At 60.5% G+C, this 16619-nt stretch carries 17 protein-coding genes; 13 read left to right on the top strand and 4 right to left on the bottom strand.

Translation table 11 applies throughout. The annotated features are described in order from the left end of the window. Positions 1 to 74 precede the first annotated feature (74 nt). The 4 genes from ASG19_RS09735 (at position 75) to ASG19_RS09725 (ending at position 2764) form a co-directional block, all read left to right on the top strand. The gene (locus ASG19_RS09735; protein ID WP_062455801.1) at positions 75 to 818 is read left to right on the top strand and encodes a hypothetical protein; all 744 of its coding nucleotides are present in this window, start codon (positions 75 to 77) and stop codon (positions 816 to 818) included. 125 nt (positions 819 to 943) lie between these two features. Further along, complete coding sequence (locus tag ASG19_RS09730; RefSeq protein WP_062455798.1) at positions 944 to 1876, top strand: ribose-phosphate pyrophosphokinase; 933 nt, start codon at positions 944 to 946, stop codon at positions 1874 to 1876. 116 nt (positions 1877 to 1992) lie between these two features. Further along, positions 1993 to 2397: a Kazal-type serine protease inhibitor gene (locus tag ASG19_RS23515; RefSeq protein WP_082472021.1), complete on the top strand. Its 405-nt coding sequence runs from the start codon at positions 1993 to 1995 to the stop codon at positions 2395 to 2397. A gap of 109 nt (positions 2398 to 2506) precedes the next feature. Continuing rightward, the gene (locus tag ASG19_RS09725) at positions 2507 to 2764 is read left to right on the top strand and encodes a hypothetical protein (RefSeq protein WP_062455795.1); all 258 of its coding nucleotides are present in this window, start codon (positions 2507 to 2509) and stop codon (positions 2762 to 2764) included. Between the two features lie 20 nt (positions 2765 to 2784). On the opposite strand, the gene ASG19_RS09720 is transcribed toward ASG19_RS09725, so the two are convergent. Beyond that, positions 2785 to 5595, bottom strand: coding sequence for an EAL domain-containing protein (locus tag ASG19_RS09720; RefSeq protein ID WP_062455792.1), 2811 nt, complete (start codon positions 5593 to 5595; stop codon positions 2785 to 2787). Positions 5596 to 5964: 369 nt separating this feature from the next. Here ASG19_RS09720 and ASG19_RS09715 point away from each other — a divergent pair, with 369 nt between their 5' ends. From ASG19_RS09715 to prmB, 5 genes are all read left to right on the top strand, one after another. Then, a complete protein-coding gene (locus ASG19_RS09715) occupies positions 5965 to 6582 on the top strand; it encodes a 50S ribosomal protein L25/general stress protein Ctc (RefSeq protein WP_062455789.1) in 618 nt (205 codons plus the stop codon). Positions 6583 to 6801: 219 nt separating this feature from the next. Next, the gene (locus tag ASG19_RS09710) at positions 6802 to 9186 is read left to right on the top strand and encodes an EAL domain-containing protein (protein ID WP_062455786.1); all 2385 of its coding nucleotides are present in this window, start codon (positions 6802 to 6804) and stop codon (positions 9184 to 9186) included. A gap of 28 nt (positions 9187 to 9214) precedes the next feature. Then, the gene (locus ASG19_RS09705) at positions 9215 to 9979 is read left to right on the top strand and encodes a transporter substrate-binding domain-containing protein (RefSeq protein WP_244474107.1); all 765 of its coding nucleotides are present in this window, start codon (positions 9215 to 9217) and stop codon (positions 9977 to 9979) included. 108 nt (positions 9980 to 10087) lie between these two features. Continuing rightward, entirely contained in the window at positions 10088 to 10816 is a 729-nt protein-coding gene (gene pth, locus ASG19_RS09700) for an aminoacyl-tRNA hydrolase (RefSeq protein WP_062455780.1), read from the top strand. Position 10817: 1 nt separating this feature from the next. Next, entirely contained in the window at positions 10818 to 11747 is a 930-nt protein-coding gene (gene prmB / locus ASG19_RS09695; protein ID WP_062455777.1) for a 50S ribosomal protein L3 N(5)-glutamine methyltransferase, read from the top strand. 12 nt (positions 11748 to 11759) lie between these two features. Here prmB and clpS read toward each other — a convergent pair whose 3' ends face one another. Further along, positions 11760 to 12068, bottom strand: coding sequence for an ATP-dependent Clp protease adapter ClpS (gene clpS, locus ASG19_RS09690; protein ID WP_062455774.1), 309 nt, complete (start codon positions 12066 to 12068; stop codon positions 11760 to 11762). 284 nt (positions 12069 to 12352) lie between these two features. On the opposite strand from clpS, the gene ychF reads away from it, so the two are divergent. The 3 genes from ychF to ASG19_RS09675 are packed head-to-tail and all read left to right on the top strand — an operon-like array spanning position 12353 to position 14418. Continuing rightward, positions 12353 to 13456 (top strand): redox-regulated ATPase YchF, encoded by a 1104-nt coding sequence (gene ychF / locus ASG19_RS09685; RefSeq protein ID WP_062455771.1) that lies wholly within the window; start codon positions 12353 to 12355, stop codon positions 13454 to 13456. Positions 13457 to 13483: 27 nt separating this feature from the next. Beyond that, on the top strand, positions 13484 to 13954 hold the full coding sequence (locus ASG19_RS09680) for a MaoC family dehydratase (RefSeq protein ID WP_062455768.1): 471 nt from the start codon (positions 13484 to 13486) through the stop codon (positions 13952 to 13954). After that, positions 13951 to 14418 (top strand): MaoC family dehydratase, encoded by a 468-nt coding sequence (locus ASG19_RS09675; protein ID WP_062455766.1) that lies wholly within the window; start codon positions 13951 to 13953, stop codon positions 14416 to 14418. Before ASG19_RS09680 ends, ASG19_RS09675 begins: the two co-directional genes overlap by 4 nt. Positions 14419 to 14423: 5 nt before the next feature. Here the strand turns inward: ASG19_RS09675 and ASG19_RS09670 are convergent, their stop codons facing one another. Both ASG19_RS09670 and ASG19_RS09665 read right to left on the bottom strand, forming a co-directional pair. Further along, complete coding sequence (locus ASG19_RS09670) at positions 14424 to 15038, bottom strand: LysE family translocator (protein WP_062455763.1); 615 nt, start codon at positions 15036 to 15038, stop codon at positions 14424 to 14426. A 101-nt stretch (positions 15039 to 15139) separates the two neighbouring features. Then, on the bottom strand, positions 15140 to 15682 hold the full coding sequence (locus ASG19_RS09665) for an adenine phosphoribosyltransferase (protein ID WP_062455760.1): 543 nt from the start codon (positions 15680 to 15682) through the stop codon (positions 15140 to 15142). Positions 15683 to 16118: 436 nt separating this feature from the next. On the opposite strand from ASG19_RS09665, the gene ASG19_RS09660 reads away from it, so the two are divergent. Continuing rightward, complete coding sequence (locus ASG19_RS09660; RefSeq protein WP_062455757.1) at positions 16119 to 16616, top strand: spore coat protein U domain-containing protein; 498 nt, start codon at positions 16119 to 16121, stop codon at positions 16614 to 16616. Positions 16617 to 16619: the final 3 nt, after the last annotated feature.

Raw genomic sequence — 16619 nt, 5'->3', positions numbered from 1 at the left:
CCCGCGATCATTGACAGGCCGGAAAATCCGACCTTAGCTTGTCGCGGGATGGGAACCGGCAAAGGGGCGAACGCATGCGGCTTATCGGAAAACTGCTTTCCGCCTGCATCGTTGCGCTGACCGTCTCCGGCTGCAACACCAGCGAGGCCCTGACGCCGCGCGCCGAGATCGGCGGCGGCAGTCGCGCATCGACACCGGTCACCCAGGCCGATACGGAACGCATGGCACGATCCCCAAGGCCCGAGACCTACCAGAACCAGACCTACAGAAACGACACCTACCAGCCGCGCCCGCAAAATACGCTCGAGGCGCAGGCCCAGGCGATGCAGTCTGGCAACCAGACCTCGCCCGCCTCTTCAGGCCCGCCACCCGAGTGGCAGGGCCAAAGCCAGGCTGAAGCCCAGTCTACCGCTGCAGCGCCCCAGCAGGAGGCTTCCCTGCCCGCCGCCGCCGGCAACACCATCCGCTTCCTGCCGATCATCGGTGCCCCCGTACAGGCCGTGACGCCGCTGTCGCGAAGGCTTGGCGCCGAGGCGCGCGCCGCCGGGCTGACGATCCGTCCCTCCAGCGATACGGGTACCGAGCAGATCCTCAAGGGCTATTTCTCGGCCTTCAGCGATGGCGAAAAGATCACCATCGTCTATGTCTGGGATGTTCTCGACAATACCGGCTCCAGGCTTCACCGCATGCAGGGGCAGGAAAATGTGCCCGGCAGCGGCCAGGATCCATGGGCCGCAGTGCCCTCCTCAACCATGGAACTCATCGCCGCAAAGACGATCCAGGACTATATGAGCTGGCGGCAATCGCATGGCGGTTAGGTAACCATGATGTGACACGGTCACTGTTTCTTCGCAAAAAACGGTGGCCTGAGGGAAAACGCTATTGCATTCGAAGGTGGCGCCGGTAAAAGGCCGCCATCCAGCTTCAATACAGGCGGACCGCAATGAAGGTTTTCGCAGGCAATTCGAACCGGCATCTGGCCGACGCGATCTGCAGCTATCTTAATGTACCAGTCGGAAAAGCCTCGGTAAGGCGATTTGCAGACCAGGAAATCTTCGTTGAAATACAGGAGAATGTCCGTGGGGAAGACGTGTTCGTCATCCAGTCCACGTCGTTTCCGACCAACGATCACCTGATGGAACTGCTGATCATGATCGATGCGTTCCGGCGGTCTTCCGCCAAGCGCATCACGGCTGTGCTTCCCTATTTCGGCTATGCTCGCCAGGACCGTAAGGCCGGGCCGCGCACGCCGATCTCGGCCAAGCTCGTCGCCAACCTCATCACCGAGGCCGGCGCCAACCGTGTCATGACGCTCGATCTGCACGCAGACCAGATCCAGGGCTTCTTCGATATCCCGACCGACAACCTCTACGCCGTGCCGATTCTTGCGCGCGACGTGAAGGAACACTACGACCTCAACAACGTCATGGTGGTCTCGCCGGATGTCGGCGGCGTGGTTCGCGCCCGTGCGCTTGCCAAGCGCCTCGGCTGCCAGCTCGCCATCGTCGACAAGCGGCGTGAACGCGCAGGCGAGTCGGAAGTCATGAACGTCATCGGTGACGTGACCGGCAAGGACTGTCTCCTGATCGACGATATCGTCGATTCCGGCGGCACGCTCTGCAACGCGGCCGAAGCGCTTTTGAAGAACGGCGCCACAAGCGTCACCGCCTACATCACCCACGGCGTGCTGTCGGGCGGTGCCGTTGCCCGCATCGCGGCGTCCAAGCTCAAGGAACTGGTTATTACGGATTCGATCCAGCCGACGACATCCGTTCAGTCGGCGCACAATATCCGCGTCATCACCACGGCAAACCTTCTCGGCGAGGCGATCAACCGTACCGCCATGGAAGAGTCCGTCTCGAGCCTGTTCGACTAGGATTGACGCATGACCGTGGGACGGGCTCGGCAGCAAAAACGCTGCGCCCCCTGTCCCACGGCTATGTAAGTCTGATAGAGGTCTGCCATCCATCTGCAGAGGGAGGACCTATCGCGATGTCGATCCTACGAAACAAGCCGAAATGGCTTGCACTTTTCATCCTGGCTCCAATGCTTTCTGCCTGCGTCGACGCAGGTCCGGGCCCAGGCTATCCGCCGGAACGTCCCGCCCCCGGCTGGAGCCGGCCCGATCGCCCCGATCCCCGTCCAGATTGGGATCGCCCATCCAGACCCGATCGCCCGGATCGTCCATCAAGGCCTGACCGCCCGGATTGGGATCGCCCCTCGAGGCCGGATCGTCCCGGCAGACCTGACCGTCCTGAAAATGGCGGCGGCATGTGCACCCGCGAATATCGCCCGGTCTGCGGCCAGCGTGGCGGTCGGCTCCAGACATTCCCGAATGCCTGCGAAGCCCGCAATGCCGGCTTCGGCGCGGTCTCTCCGGGCGAATGCCGCCGCTGATCGCGACGTGAGTTGAACGCCAAGAATATAAACGCCGGGATTTTCATCCCGGCGTTTTGCATTCGCGGCGTCTGTTGACTATGTAGGCGCGGTACCCAAGGAGTTCCGCATGGCCGCCCGCGACCGCTATTCCCGAAAACTCGAATGCTCGCAGTGCGGACATGCCGGTTATGCCGAAGTCTCCGAGTCCGACGACAAGCGCGCCAGCAATCGCGATTTTCGCATCGACGAACTCCCGAAAGGTTTTCAGACCGAGTTCGCCTCGAAAGATCCGCGCAAATACATGCTGCGCTGTAGCGACTGCGGCCACAAATTCCGGTTCGAGCAGAAAACGGCCTACGCCCCCGGCGGCGAACCCCGACGCTAGGTCAAACGTTTCCGCGATCTTCAGGCAGCGTTCTGGTTGGCCGAGCCCATTTCTGACCCAGACTGCGGGTTCGGCTGATCTTCCATCGGCATCGGCCGACCGAGAAGATAGCCCTGCACTTCGTGGCATCCTTCCCGCCGCAGAATGTCGAGCTGGTTCACCGTCTCGACACCCTCCGCGAGAACCGGGATCTGCAGGCCCTGCCCCAAAGCCAGAATTGCTCGCACCATGGCCGTTGCCTGCTCGCTGCGGTCCACTTCGGTCAGGAAGCTCCGGTCGAGCTTGATCTTGTCGAACGGGAAGGAGCGCAGCGTCTCCAGCGACGAATAGCCGGTCCCGAAATCGTCGATCGCAATCGATACGCCCAGCGCCTTGATGGAGCGAAGCGCATTCATCGCCCGCTGCTTGTCGCTGATGATCGAGCTTTCGGTGATTTCAAGCTCGAGACGGCTTGGTTTCAGACCGGTTTCCAGAAGCACGGTATGGACCAGCGCCGGCATGTCGGCATGGGCGATCTGCACCGGCGACAGATTGACCGCAACCTTGTAGTCATTCGGCCAGTTCGCCGCCTCCCGGCATGCTTCGCGCAGAACCCACGCTCCAATCGGCAAGATGGCGCCGCATTCCTCGGCAACCCCGATGAAATCTGCCGGCGAGACATTGCCCCGCTCCGGATGGCTCCAGCGCAGCAGGACCTCGTAACCGGTGATCTCATCGGTCGCGACCGATTTCTGCACCTGGTAGTGCAGCCTGAGCTGATCCTGCTCGATCGCCGTCCAAAGATCCTCCGCCATCTTGGTTCGGTCGCGGGCGGCCTCGTCCATCTCGATGTCGTAGAAGCAGATGTCGCGCGAGAGCGAGCCCTTAGCGCGGTACATGGCCAGGTCAGCGTTCGCGATCAGCGCATCGGGGGATGCCCCGTCATGCGGGTAGAGCGCGACACCCATGCTTGCGCCGGGACTGAGACGATGCACCTCGATCTGGATCGGCTGCCCGAACGCATCCGACAATCGGTCGAGGAACTCGGACACTTCGGCCAAATCCCCGTAGCGCTTCACGGCCACGAATTCGTCGCCGCCGAACCGGGCAAACATCTCGTGCGGCCGCACGATCGAATTCATCCGCTCGGCAATTTCCTTGAGCACGGCATCGCCGGCCGCATGCCCGAACTGATCGTTGATCTGTTTGAACTTGTTGAGATCGATGCCGACGACCGCAACATGCCCGCCCTCGCTCTCGGCGTTACGCACCTCGGCTTCGAGATATTCCATCAGGGCCGGACGGTTCGGAAGCTGCGTCAGGCTGTCATGCTTCGCCATGAAGGCGATCTTTTCCTCCGACCGTATCCGCTCGCTGATATCCTCGAATGTCGAAACCCAGCCGCCCTGATCGAGATAGCTGAAATCGATCCGGATCGTCCGATCGTCGCTCAGTCGGTGAAGAAGGGCTTCCTGCCTGGAATTGATGGCTGCGATGTTGCGCTGGTAATGCTGTTCTGCCCGTGCTTCCGCCTCCGCCGCGTCGGCAAACGAGGTCCTGTAGCCAAGAGCCACGATCTCGCGGTATGTCATACCCGGCTTCAGAGCGCCTTCCTCAAACCGAAAAATCTGGCCGTAGCGCCGGTTCGTCAGCACCAACCGCTGCTCGCGATCGAACAGGCAGATCCCCTGCGCCATGTTCTCAAGCGCCAGATCCAGGTTCTGCGTCACGGAGGCGATCCGGTCGGTGTCCTGTCTCTGACGGGTGATGTCGCGCGTGATCTTGGCGTAGCCGGCAAGCACGCCATCGTCGTCGAGGACGGGCTGGATCACCACATGCGCCCAGAACCAGCTCCCATCCTTACGGTAGCGCCGGCCTTCCGCCTCGAACAGACCGGTTGTGCGCGCTGTTGCGAGCGCCTGTTCCGGCAGACCCCGGGCTTGTTCTTCATCCGAATAGAAACGTGCAAAATGCTGACTAATGATCTCGTCGGCCCTGTACCCCTTGGCACGCTCTGCCCCTGCATTCCAGCTGGAGACGGCGCCCTCGGGTGAAAGCATGTAGATCGCGTAGTCGGTCACCCCGCGCACGAGCATCTGGAAATTGGCTTCGCTGGCCTTCGAGGACCGCGCCGCACGCCCGGTGATTGTGGCAACGGCCAGGCCCGACCCGATCAGCGACAGCGAGACGGCAATGATCGTTGCCAGCATCAGCGGCTTCGACAGCATCCCGTCTTCAGGCAGGATCCCGAAACCCGGGACAAGTGTTGCCGCGGCCATCGCGATGAAATGCATAAAGACGATACCGAGCGACAGGAGACCTGCAGCAAGAATGTTGTTTGCAAGGCCTCCCTTCAGGATCATGAGGAAGGCTGTCGTCGACATGACGATCGCGGTGACGATGGCAGCGATGACCAGCGGCTGCGACCAGACGATCAGGCCGCCGAACTCGATCGCCGCCATGCCGGTAAAATGCATAGAGGAAACGCCGGTACCGAATACCAGGCCGGCGGCCACAGCGCCGGATTTGCCGGTAAACAGCACGGCAAGCAGTCCCGCCGCAAATGTCGCGAGAAATGCAATACCAAGCGACAGCAGCGTCAGCGACAGATTGAATGTGAAGAGCTGGCCCGGATCGTAGGCGAGCATGGCCACGAAATGTGTTGCCCAGATCCCGAAGCCCCCTGCTCCGCCGGAGACGATCACCCAGCCGTAGCGGCTGCGGTCGTTTGCCTGTCGTGCCCGGGCGGCAAAAACCACGGTTCCCGCATTCGCAATGAAGCAGAGCGCCCCCGCCACGACGACGAGGAAGAGATTGTGCTCATAGGCCAGACAGGACAGAACGGCGTACATGTTAGATCTTGGTCTCCGGAGTTAACACCGTCTTGACCCTCACAATTTAACAAATTCGGTCGCCCGGACCTCGCATTTATCGAATCTCGCTAATTTCGAATGAACGTCATTAATGGATGGCAAAACGGCACATACCGGAAGTTTCATATTGGGCACGCGGGTATCTGGCGGTAGGTAACGACGACGACCGGTTTGCAGAGCCAACCACGCCGCAGATCCCTTGCGTCTCCTGCCCTGATGGACTATAGGGACCCCGTCCGCGTAGACACCCTTGGAGGCAACGCGGATGGAGAGCGTCGGACGATGCCCTCCGGTTTGACGCGGCACCGTTCGCGAAGAACTCTCCAAACAACCTCGAAAGGAATTGCCATGAGCAAGGAAACTTACGTGCTCAAGGCCGAGGCGCGCGAACGGGTCGGTAAGGGGTCCTCCCGTGAACTTCGCCGCAACGGTTTTATCCCTGCAGTCATTTATGGTGACAAGCAGGCTCCTCTGTCGATCGTGCTCAACACGAACGAAGTCACGAAGCGCATTCACGCTGGCGGTTTCATGACCACCATCGCGACGATCGAATTCGACGGTAAGAAGATCCAGGTCCTCCCGAAGGACTACCAGCTGGATCCGGTCCGCGACTTCACAATGCATGTCGACTTCCTGCGCGTTTCGGCCAAGACTGAAGTCAACGTCGAAGTTCCGGTTCACTTCGAAAACGAAGACAAGTCGGCCATCAAGCAGGGCGCCGTTCTGAACATCGTCCGTCACACGGTCGAGTTCCATTGCCCGGCCGACCAGATCCCGGAATTCATCACGGTTGATCTGACCGACGCCAAGATCGGCGACAGCCTCCACATCTCGGCCGTTAAGCTGCCGAAGGGCGTGACACCTGTCATCACCGACCGCGACTTCACCATCGCGACGATCGTTGCACCTGCTGCAGGCGTCGAAGAAGAAGAAGCGACTGAGACTGCGGCTCCCGAAGCCGAATAAGACATTTTCGTCTTGTCTTTCTGAGAGCCCGCCTTCCACCGAAGGCGGGCTTTTACGTTTTCCGGTCAGGATTACGTAACCCTCTTTAAGATCCGCTTCGCTTTACTCTTCCCGCCTTCAGTAAAGCTTAATCAATGGCTGGAATTATCCGGCCAATTACTGTGTTGGGGAACACGCAGTCGGCGGCTAACACCGACTACAAGCAGGCGGGGAATACGGGTGGCTCATTCCGTTGAGAGTCGGTTCATAGCCATTATTTCGGGCGCGCTTCTGGCCGTCGTCGTGCCGTTGTTCACGCTGCTTTTGGCGTTGTCATCGCAGCAGGCGGTTCGGGCGCTCGAAGAGCATGTCGACATCGTTCTGGCGACGAACTCGCAAGCGCTTGCCAAGCCCCTCTGGGATCTCGATACCGAAAGCGTTCACCAGATCGCCGTCGCCATGGTGAAAGATCCGACCATCTACGCGGTTCGCGTAACCGACACGACGGGCAAACTGAATATATCGGAAGTCACGCCGCAAGAGATATCCCTGAGCGACCTGACGATCCGCTCGCAGCCCATCACCTACATGTCGAACTACGGCGCTCGCGTTGTCGGTAAGGTCAGCGTCAGCATCCCGACAATCGGCTGGTTCTCGAAGCTTCACGAATTCGAGTTCGCCTTCATCTCGATCTTCATCATCGCCATCCTGACCGTGTTCGGCGCCGCCATTCTCGGCAACCGCGTGATGGTGATCAAACCTCTTCTGCGTTTGACCGCCGCAATCGAAGCGACCCGTCGCCTCGGTTCTCGTCACCATGTCGACTGGCGCTCCACCGATGAAATGGGACGACTGGCCAAGAGCTTTAACGAGATGCAGACCCTTCTCGAACACGAGGAGCGCGAGCTGAAACTGGCACATCGCAAGACGACGCAGACCTACAATCTCACGCCGGCCATGCTGTTTTCGCTCGACGCCGACGACAGGATCGCCGCCGTCAGCGACTACTGGCTCGTTGCGACCGGGTACAGCCGATCTGACATATTGAACCTGCCCTTCTGCGAACTGGTGATGCCGGAAGACCGCAACCTCTACCACAACAGGAAATCGCAGGTGCGATCGCGCGGACCGGCGTTCGAAGTCACCGTGCGCTTCATCTGTCAGTCCGGCAAGACGATGAACGTCCTTATCGCCGAGACCGAACTCGGTTCGGCGGGCGACGGCGAGACCGGCTCACTGAGCGTGATGACCGACGTCACCGAGCTCAAGCAGTCAGAAATCCGCAACTATCAGCAGGCCATTTCCGATCACCTGACCGGTCTTCTCAACCGTCAGGGGTTCGAGGCGGCGCTTGAGCAGAAAATCATCGAGGCGGATCGCAACGGAACCGACATCGCCTGTCTGTTCGTCGATCTCGATCGGTTCAAATCGATCAACGACAATCTCGGTCATGCGGCCGGCGATCTCGTGCTCGGCCAGTTCGTCGAGCGGATGCTGCCGCTTTTGGGCGACCACGACGCGGCATCGCGCCTGGGCGGCGACGAGTTTGCCATTCTTCTGTGTGGCGAGGGGTCGGAACGGCGCGGCACCGAGCTGTGCCAGAGAATCGTCGAGTTCTTTGACGTTCCATTCCGCATCGAGACCAACAGTGTGCGCCTTAGCGCCAGTATCGGCCTTGCCTTCTACCCTGCCCATGCCGCAAGCGGCGCCGAGCTTCTACAGAAGTCGGATCTGGCCATGTATGCCCGCAAGCGCGACGGCAAGAACGGTGCGCAGGTCTATAATTCGGCCATCCTCGACAAGACGCGGGAACGTGCCGAAATCGAAACCGACATCGAAGCAGCGCTTGCCGCCAACTGGTTCGAAGCGCATCTCCAGCCGATCGTGGATATCAGGACCGGCGCCTGCAACGGCTTTGAAGCGCTCATGCGCATGCGCCATCCGCGCAAGGGGCTTGTTCCTCCGGGCGCAATCGTCAGCGTCGCCGAGGAAACCGGTACGATTGGCCAGATCGGCAATCTCATCCTTGAGGACGCCGTCGCCAATCTTGCCCGCATCTCCCGGATACCGGGCATGTTTGACACCTATGTCGCCGTCAACGTATCGCCGCTGCAATTCGATGCGAGCCTTCCCGTCAAGCTGTCAACCTTGCTCGGCCGCTACGCAATCCGCCCGTCCCGACTGGTCATCGAGATCACGGAGGCCGTGCTGATGCATGACAATCCGGAAATCCGCAGGCTGCTCGACGAGATCCGCAACATCGGTTGCCGCATCGCGCTTGACGACTTCGGAACCGGCTATTCCTCGCTCAGCTATCTCAGCCGTTTCCCGGTCGATATCGTCAAGATCGACCAATCCTTTATCCGGTCTCTCAACAATGGCGACGATGATATCGATCGTCGAAACAAGATGCTGATCGAAGGCATTGCCGCGATCTCGCACAAGATGAACTGCCATGTCGTCGCCGAAGGCGTCGAAACCGAATATCAGCGTTCGACACTCATCGACATGGGCATCGAATACGCTCAGGGTTACTACTTCGCACGACCGCAAGCGATCGGCGATGTCCTTACGATGTTGAACGCCGACCGAAGCGGCGACCGAATTGATTCTATTGCAAGCTGAAATCCCGGCCCTCGATGTGGAGCAGCAGATGTCCTCGATCAGGTGTGGCATGACAAGCGCAGCACTCGTCGTGCTTGCTCTCGCTGCAACAATCGGACCGTGGTCTTGCCTGCAGGCGCACGCCGCAGACAGGCTCCAGCTCAAGACAGAGCCCTATGCACCCTTCAGCTACCGTGATCAGAACGGTCGCTATGGCGGCGCAGGCATAGACCAGATCGATGTCATCATGCGGCAAGCGCAGATACCCTATGACGTTGAAATGATCCCTTGGGCGCGCGCCATCGCGCTCGCCGAGACCGAGCCGATGACCTGCGCCTTCTCGGCAGCGCAGACAGCGGACCGCAAGCCGCGGTTCAAATGGGTCATGACGATCTCCGTGAACCATACGATCCTGGTCAAGCGGGCGGGCTCGTCGATCCACGCCACGACGCTCGATGAGGCGAAGAGCTTTCTGATCGGAACCCATCGGCTCGACTTTACCGAGGACCTTCTGAAATCGATGGGATTTGCGAACCTCGATCTCAGCGCCGATTTCGACACGTCGCTGCGCAAGCTCGTCCGGGGCCGGATCGACATGATGCCCATGTCGGAAGGCGTCTATCAGAGGCTGAAGAACAATGGCACCGACGTCGAGAGGGTGGTTCCCCTCTCCGAGGAGAAGCTCGGCATTGCCTGTCAGAAAACAGTCCCGGACGCCTTGATCGCTAAAATGCAGTCCGCACTCGACAGCATGATCCGCGATGGCCGCCAGGACACGATCTACCGGCGTTACGGCCTCAAGGCCGAACACTGAGCAAGCGATCAGCGGTGCCAATCAGTCGGCAGGGACGAAACCGGGTTGACTTCCGTTCCGTTTCGGGGTGGTGAGACCACATCCTGTACGAAAATTCGGACGCACTTCATGTTGATCATTGCGGGTCTCGGCAATCCCGGCAGCAAGTACTCCGGCAATCGCCACAATATCGGCTTCATGGCGCTCGACGCCATCCAGCGGCGGCCGGGCTTTTCGCCATGGGCAAAGAAGTTCAAGGCCCTCATTTCCGAAGGCGAGCTCGCCGGCGACAAGGTTCTGCTGATCAAGCCGCAGACCTACATGAACCTGTCGGGCGAAGCGGTCGGCGAGGCCATGCGCTTCTACAAGCTCGGCCCCGAAAACATCATCGCAATCTACGACGAGCTCGATCTGGCGCCCGGCAAGGCGCGCATCAAGACGGCCGGCGGACATGGCGGCCACAACGGCATCAAGTCGCTCGACGCCCATTGTGGCAAGGATTACCGCCGCCTGCGGCTCGGCATCGGCCATCCCGGCGCCAAGGAATTCGTCAACAACCACGTGCTCGGCGATTTCGACAAGCTGGATCAGGCCTGGTTGCCGCAGCTTCTCGATGCGCTCGCCGACAATGCCGAAATGCTGGTGAAGGGCGAGGATTCGCAGCTGATGAACAAGCTGGCCCTTGCCGTCGGCAGCCAGCCGGACGAGGACGAAAAGCCGAAGCCCACCCCGAAGGCGCCAAAACCAGCGGGCAAGAGCCATATCCACCAGGCGCGCGGCGGCATGAAACCGAACATCCCGGCCACCGGCCCGATGGCCGACATGCTGAAGAAACTGTTCGGCGACAAGGACAAGTAAGATGACACCAGATATGACCGCTCTCACGACCGAACTCGTCACGCTGCGCGATTACTGGCGCTATGCAATCTCGCGCTTCAACGCCGCCAATCTTTCCTTTGGCCACGGCACCACGACTGCCGGCGACGACGCGGCCTTTCTGCTGCTCGATACGCTCGACCTGCCGATCGACGCGCTCGATCCCTTCCTCGACGCCCGCCTCCTGCCGGCCGAGCGCAGGCTTCTCGCAGAGCGTATCGAGGCCCGCGTCACGACCCGCAAACCGTCGTCCTATCTCACCGGTCGCGCCTATATCCAGGGCGTCCGATTTCTGGTTGACGAGCGGGTCATCGTGCCACGCTCGCATATCGGCGAGATCCTGTTTCGCGAATATCTCGGCCCGAACGGATCGTCCTTCCTGCCCGACCAGATGATGGTCGAGAGCGCTGTGGACATCTGCACCGGCTCCGGCTGCCTTGCGGTGCTGGCCGCCAAATTCTTCCCCAACGCCGCCGTCGATGCGGTGGATCTGTCGGCCGACGCGCTGGAAGTGGCAAAGTTGAACCTGCGGGAACACGAGGTCGAACAGCAGGTGAGCCTGCATCAGGGCGATCTCTTCCAGCCGCTCGCAGGCCGGAAATACGACCTCATCATCACCAACCCGCCCTATGTCGATCACGACGCGATGGATGGTTTCCCGGCGGAATTCCGTGCGGAGCCGTCGATGGCGTTCGACGGTGGGGTTGATGGTCTGGATCTAGTGCGGACATTGCTGGCAGACGCCGCAAGCCACCTCAACCCCGAAGGCGGGATGATCTGCGAGATCGGCTCCGGGCGCGAAATCCTCGAGGAGGAATTTCCGGGTCTAGACTTCGTCTGGCTGGAAACCGAGGAATCGCAGGACGCGGTGTTCTGGATCTCCGCCGAAGCACTCAGCGTCACCGCTTCCTGAGCGGACGACCGGCTATTCTTCAGGCTCGGTCGTGAACATCAGCGGAAAACCGGCTTCCTTGGCGAGATCGATCGCCTCGGTGGCCTTGGTCTCGGCAATATCCTTGGTGCAGACAACCACGACCGCCACACCCATCTGGTGGGCGGTCATCATCACCCGCCGGCCCGTATCCTCGCTCATCCGGAACACGGCTTTCAGAACCATGGTCACGAATTCGCGCGGCGTATAGTCGTCGTTGACGAGCATAACCTTGTAGAGCTTCGGCCGCTCCAGCTTGGGCTTTGTCGTCGTCTTCGGCGTGAGGGTGGTGTCTCCGGCCATCCGCATCTCCTGATGACGTTCGCCATGCTCAAACAGCAATGATTGTATGCTGGCTATATCGCACCGACGGGTCGGAAATTCAAGCAACTGCGGTGATTTGCCCGATTGGGACCGGTGGGTCTGATTTGTGTTTGCATCGCAAGCCGACGTCTCGTTTCCGAATTCTGTTTTGCGTCGTTACCAGCGTCCCCGCCGCCTCCCCCAAGCCGCCAACCCTTGACCGCCCGGCCTGTTTCCCCCATAGCCACGGCAACGAACAATTCTAGTCAGACGGGGTCCGTCCCATGGGTTTCAAATGCGGTATCGTCGGCCTGCCGAATGTCGGCAAGTCCACGCTCTTTAACGCTCTCACCAAGACTGCGGCGGCGCAGGCTGCCAACTATCCGTTCTGCACGATCGAGCCGAACACGGGCGAAGTCGCGGTTCCGGATCCGCGCATGCAGCAGCTGGCCACCATCGCCGGCTCCAAGGAAATCATTCCGACCCGTATCTCCTTCGTCGATATCGCCGGCCTCGTGCGCGGCGCCTCGAAGGGTGAAGGTCTCGGCAACAAGTTCCTCGCCAATATCCGCGAAGTCGATGCCGTCGTGCACGTGCTGCGCTGCTTCGAAGACGACGACATCACCCATGTCGAAGGCCGCATCAACCCGGTCGGCGATGCCGAGACGATCGAGACCGAGCTGATGCTCGCCGACCTCGAAAGCCTGGAACGCCGCGTCGAGCAGACCCGCAAGCGCGCCAAGACCAACGACAAGGAATCCGTCGCCCAGCTGCCGGTCATGGAAGCCGTCATCAAGCTTCTCAACGAGGGAAAGCCTGCCCGCATTCTTCTGAAGACGCTGGCAGCCGACGACATCGAGATTTTGAAGGCTCTAAACCTCCTGACCTCGCATCCGGTCCTCTACGTCTGCAACGTCGCCGAAAGCGATGCCGTCGACGGCAACGAGCACACCAAGGCCGTGGCCGCGATGGCCAAGGAACAGGGTGCCGAATGCGTCATCATCTCGGCCGCCATCGAATCTGAAGTCGCGCAGCTGCCGGAAGACGAAGCCAAGGAATTCCTCTCGGCCCTCGGCCTTGAAGAAGCAGGCCTCGATCGCCTCATCCGCGCCGGTTACAATCTCCTTCACCTGATCACCTATTTCACGGTCGGCCCCAAGGAAACCCGCGCCTGGACCATCGTCCGCGGCACCAAGGCCCCGGCCGCTGCCGGCGTCATCCACACGGATTTCGAACGCGGCTTCATCCGCGCCTTCACCATCGGCTTTGACGACTACGTCGCCTTCAAGGGCGAAGTCGGCGCCAAGGAAGCTGGCAAGGGCCGCGACGAAGGCAAGGAATATGTCGTAAACGACGGCGACGTGATCCACTTCCGCTTCAACACCTGATCGGGACACCACGGAGGCGCGAACGCGATGACGGAAATCGAATATCACTTCGAGGACTTCACCCCGGATCGCACCTTCCCGCTTGCGGATAAGCAGGTGACGGCCGAGGAAATCGTCGAGTTCGCCACCGAATTCGACCCTCAGCCCATGCATCTCGATGAAGCCGCCGGACGTGCCAGCATTCTCGGCGGTCTCTCGGCGTCCGGCTGGCATACATCGTCGATGTTCATGCGGATGATGTATGACGGCTGGCTGTCGCGCGCAGCGTCCGAAGGCTCGCCCGGCATAGAGCTGATGGAATGGAAAAAGCCGGTCCTCGCTGGCGACACGCTGTCCGGCCGCTCCACCGTGGCCTCGACCCGCCTGCTCCGCTCCCGCCCGGGCATCGGCCTCGTCAACTTCCTGCACGAAGTCACCAATCAGCGAGGCCAGATCGTCATGCGCGGTGAAAACCCGATCATGATCCGGCTCCGAAACGCGGCCGAGGTCACGGCATGAGGCTGATCGAACTCTCTCCCCCCGGCACGCGGATCGAAACCGGCACGCTGCTCTTCACCCCTGAAGACATCATCCGGTTCGCCCGGAAATTCGATCCGCAACCCTTCCATGTGGATGCGGAAGCCGCAAAACACTACGTCTTCGGCGGGCTCTGCGCCTCCGGCTGGCACACATGCGCGGGCTGGATGAAGACGTTCATGGCCTATTGGACAGCGGAAGTCGTACGCCTCGAAGCCGCCGGCCTCGCCGCCCCGAAACTCGGCCCTTCCGCCGGCTTCAAGTCGCTGCAGTGGCTGAAACCCGTCTATGCCGGCGACAGCATCACCTATTCCGTGACCCTGATCGAATCGCGCCCGCTCGGAAGCCGCCCCGGCACCTTCATCAACCTGACGGAAAATGACGGCGTCAACCAACACGGCGAGACGGTGATGCGCTACGAAGGCACCGTTCTCGAATTCACCTGACACCACTATCGCACGGCAACAGCAGCAACGCCCGCCCCCACCATCACCGCTCCGCAGCCCCGGTTGACGCGCCGCAGAACCGCTGGGCGCTTCAGTGCTGCCCTCGCCCGCCCGGCAAGAACCACGTGGCCGCCGATCACCAGAACCTCGACGGCGACGATGACAAGCGCCAAAACGCCGGCCTGCTCCATCGTGAGATTGGGTCCAACGACATTGGGCAGGAGCGCTATGTAGAAGAGCGGCATTTTCGGATTGCCGAGATTGAGAAGGACACCGGTCGCAAATGTCGCCACCAGCCCCGACCGGCCCGTTACCACGGCATGATCGGCCGGAACCGGCTCGGCAAACCACAACCGCACGCCCATCCAGACCAGATAGGCAGCCCCGGCATAGCGCAGCACCGTCATTGCCATGCCCAGCTCCTCCGCCACCAGCGACAGGCCGAACACGGCGAGGAACAGAAAGATCAGGATGCCGGTGACCGTTCCGGCTCCATAGGCGATCCCAGCCGCAGCACCGTGCGAAACCGTACGGGCCATGATCGTCACATTGTCGGGTCCGGGACTTGCCGCGAAAACCAGAAACGCGGCGGCAAAGGCAGTCAGGCTTGCGATATCCATGTCCGTTTCCCTAAGGCTCCGGTCAAGTCCGGAACGGGTGAAGGATATCGCCTCCGCCGCCGGTCGCAATCCTCAAAACCGGCGGCATTTGCGGATTTTCGTTAGTGCCCTTCGAATTCGATCAGCGTGCGCACTTCGACGCCGAGGGCTTCCAGCTTTTTGCGGCCGCCGAGTTCCGGCAGGTCGATGACGAAACAGGCGGATACGATCTCCGCACCCATCTGGCGCAGCAGCTTTACCGCTCCTTCGGCCGTGCCGCCGGTCGCGATCAGGTCGTCGGTCAGGATGACTTTCTCGCCGGGCTTGACCGCATCGACATGCATTTCCATCTCGTCGACGCCGTATTCGAGGCTGTAGGCCACGCGCACGGTCTCGTGCGGCAGCTTGCCCTTCTTGCGGATCGGCACGAACCCTGCCGAGAGCTGGTGCGCCAGTGCACCACCGAGAATAAAGCCACGCGCCTCGATACCGGCCACTTGGGCGATGGACATGTCGGCATAAGGTTTCACCAGATCGTCCACCGCCTGACGGAACGCCTTGGCATCGCCAAGCAGCGTCGTGATGTCGCGAAAGATGATACCTGGTTTCGGGTAATCACGGATGGCACGGATGGAGGCGGCGAGTGTGTCGTCACGGGAGGACATTGGGGCGGGAGCCTTGTTTGTTGTTCGTTGCTAAAGGAAAGCAATAGGCAGCTGCGGTCGACATTGTCCAGATCAAACCGCGCACTACCCGCCGACCCAACAGTGCCCCCAGCGACGCATTCTCGTCCGCCGTCTCTTCAGCCAAAACCGATCTGAGTATTCACCGCAATCGATACCTGCACTCTCGACATTCCGCCATCCATTAGAAATTACGAATAAGTAACCTGTCGCCTGACCCTCGCATAACGCGCTGGCTCGTTTGAATGCGGAAGAGCGATTTTCCGATTCATCATCACTTTATTTGATTTAGAGTAAATTAGTTACTTGTGAAAGAAACGGCATTAATGTTTCGTTAACAAATTGGACCGCAGTCTAGGGTTGGCAACACTGCCAATTTCTATCAAAGCGCGAATGATCGCGCCCATTGAGGTCCTTCATGACGAAGACAATACTCGCGACGATTTTCGCCGCTACAGCCATTTCCCTGACGTCCAGCGCCGCATTTGCCCAGACACTGGATGCCAACATGGATGTTTCGATGACCGTGGCTGCCGAATGCACGCTGGCCACTGATCCGGTCGCCTTCGGCAATCAGGCCCTGATCGATGTAGCCGTCGAGGTCCCCGGAAACATGACCGTGCAATGCACGGCGAATGCGCCCTATCAGATACAGCTCGGTGTCGGCAATGGCGCCCTGGCAACCGTTGAAACCCGCTTTATGACAGGCGTAGCCAACGGTGGTCTGGCGACCTATACGGTTCACCAGGGCTTGGCGACCGGCCCGATCTGGGGGGCCACCCTCGGCACGAACACGCTTGACGGCACCGCGACTGGCGCAGCAGACGTCATTCCGTTCACGGCAGTGCTTGCAGCGAACCAGAGCGTCCAGGCTGATACCTACGGCGACGTCTTGATCGCAACGATCAACTACTAAGCA

It is taken from the genome of Rhizobium sp. Leaf306 (assembly GCF_001423425.1).
In the GTDB taxonomy this organism is placed as follows: domain Bacteria; phylum Pseudomonadota; class Alphaproteobacteria; order Rhizobiales; family Rhizobiaceae; genus Neorhizobium; species Neorhizobium soli.
This window is presented reverse-complemented; position numbering and strand designations above follow the sequence as displayed.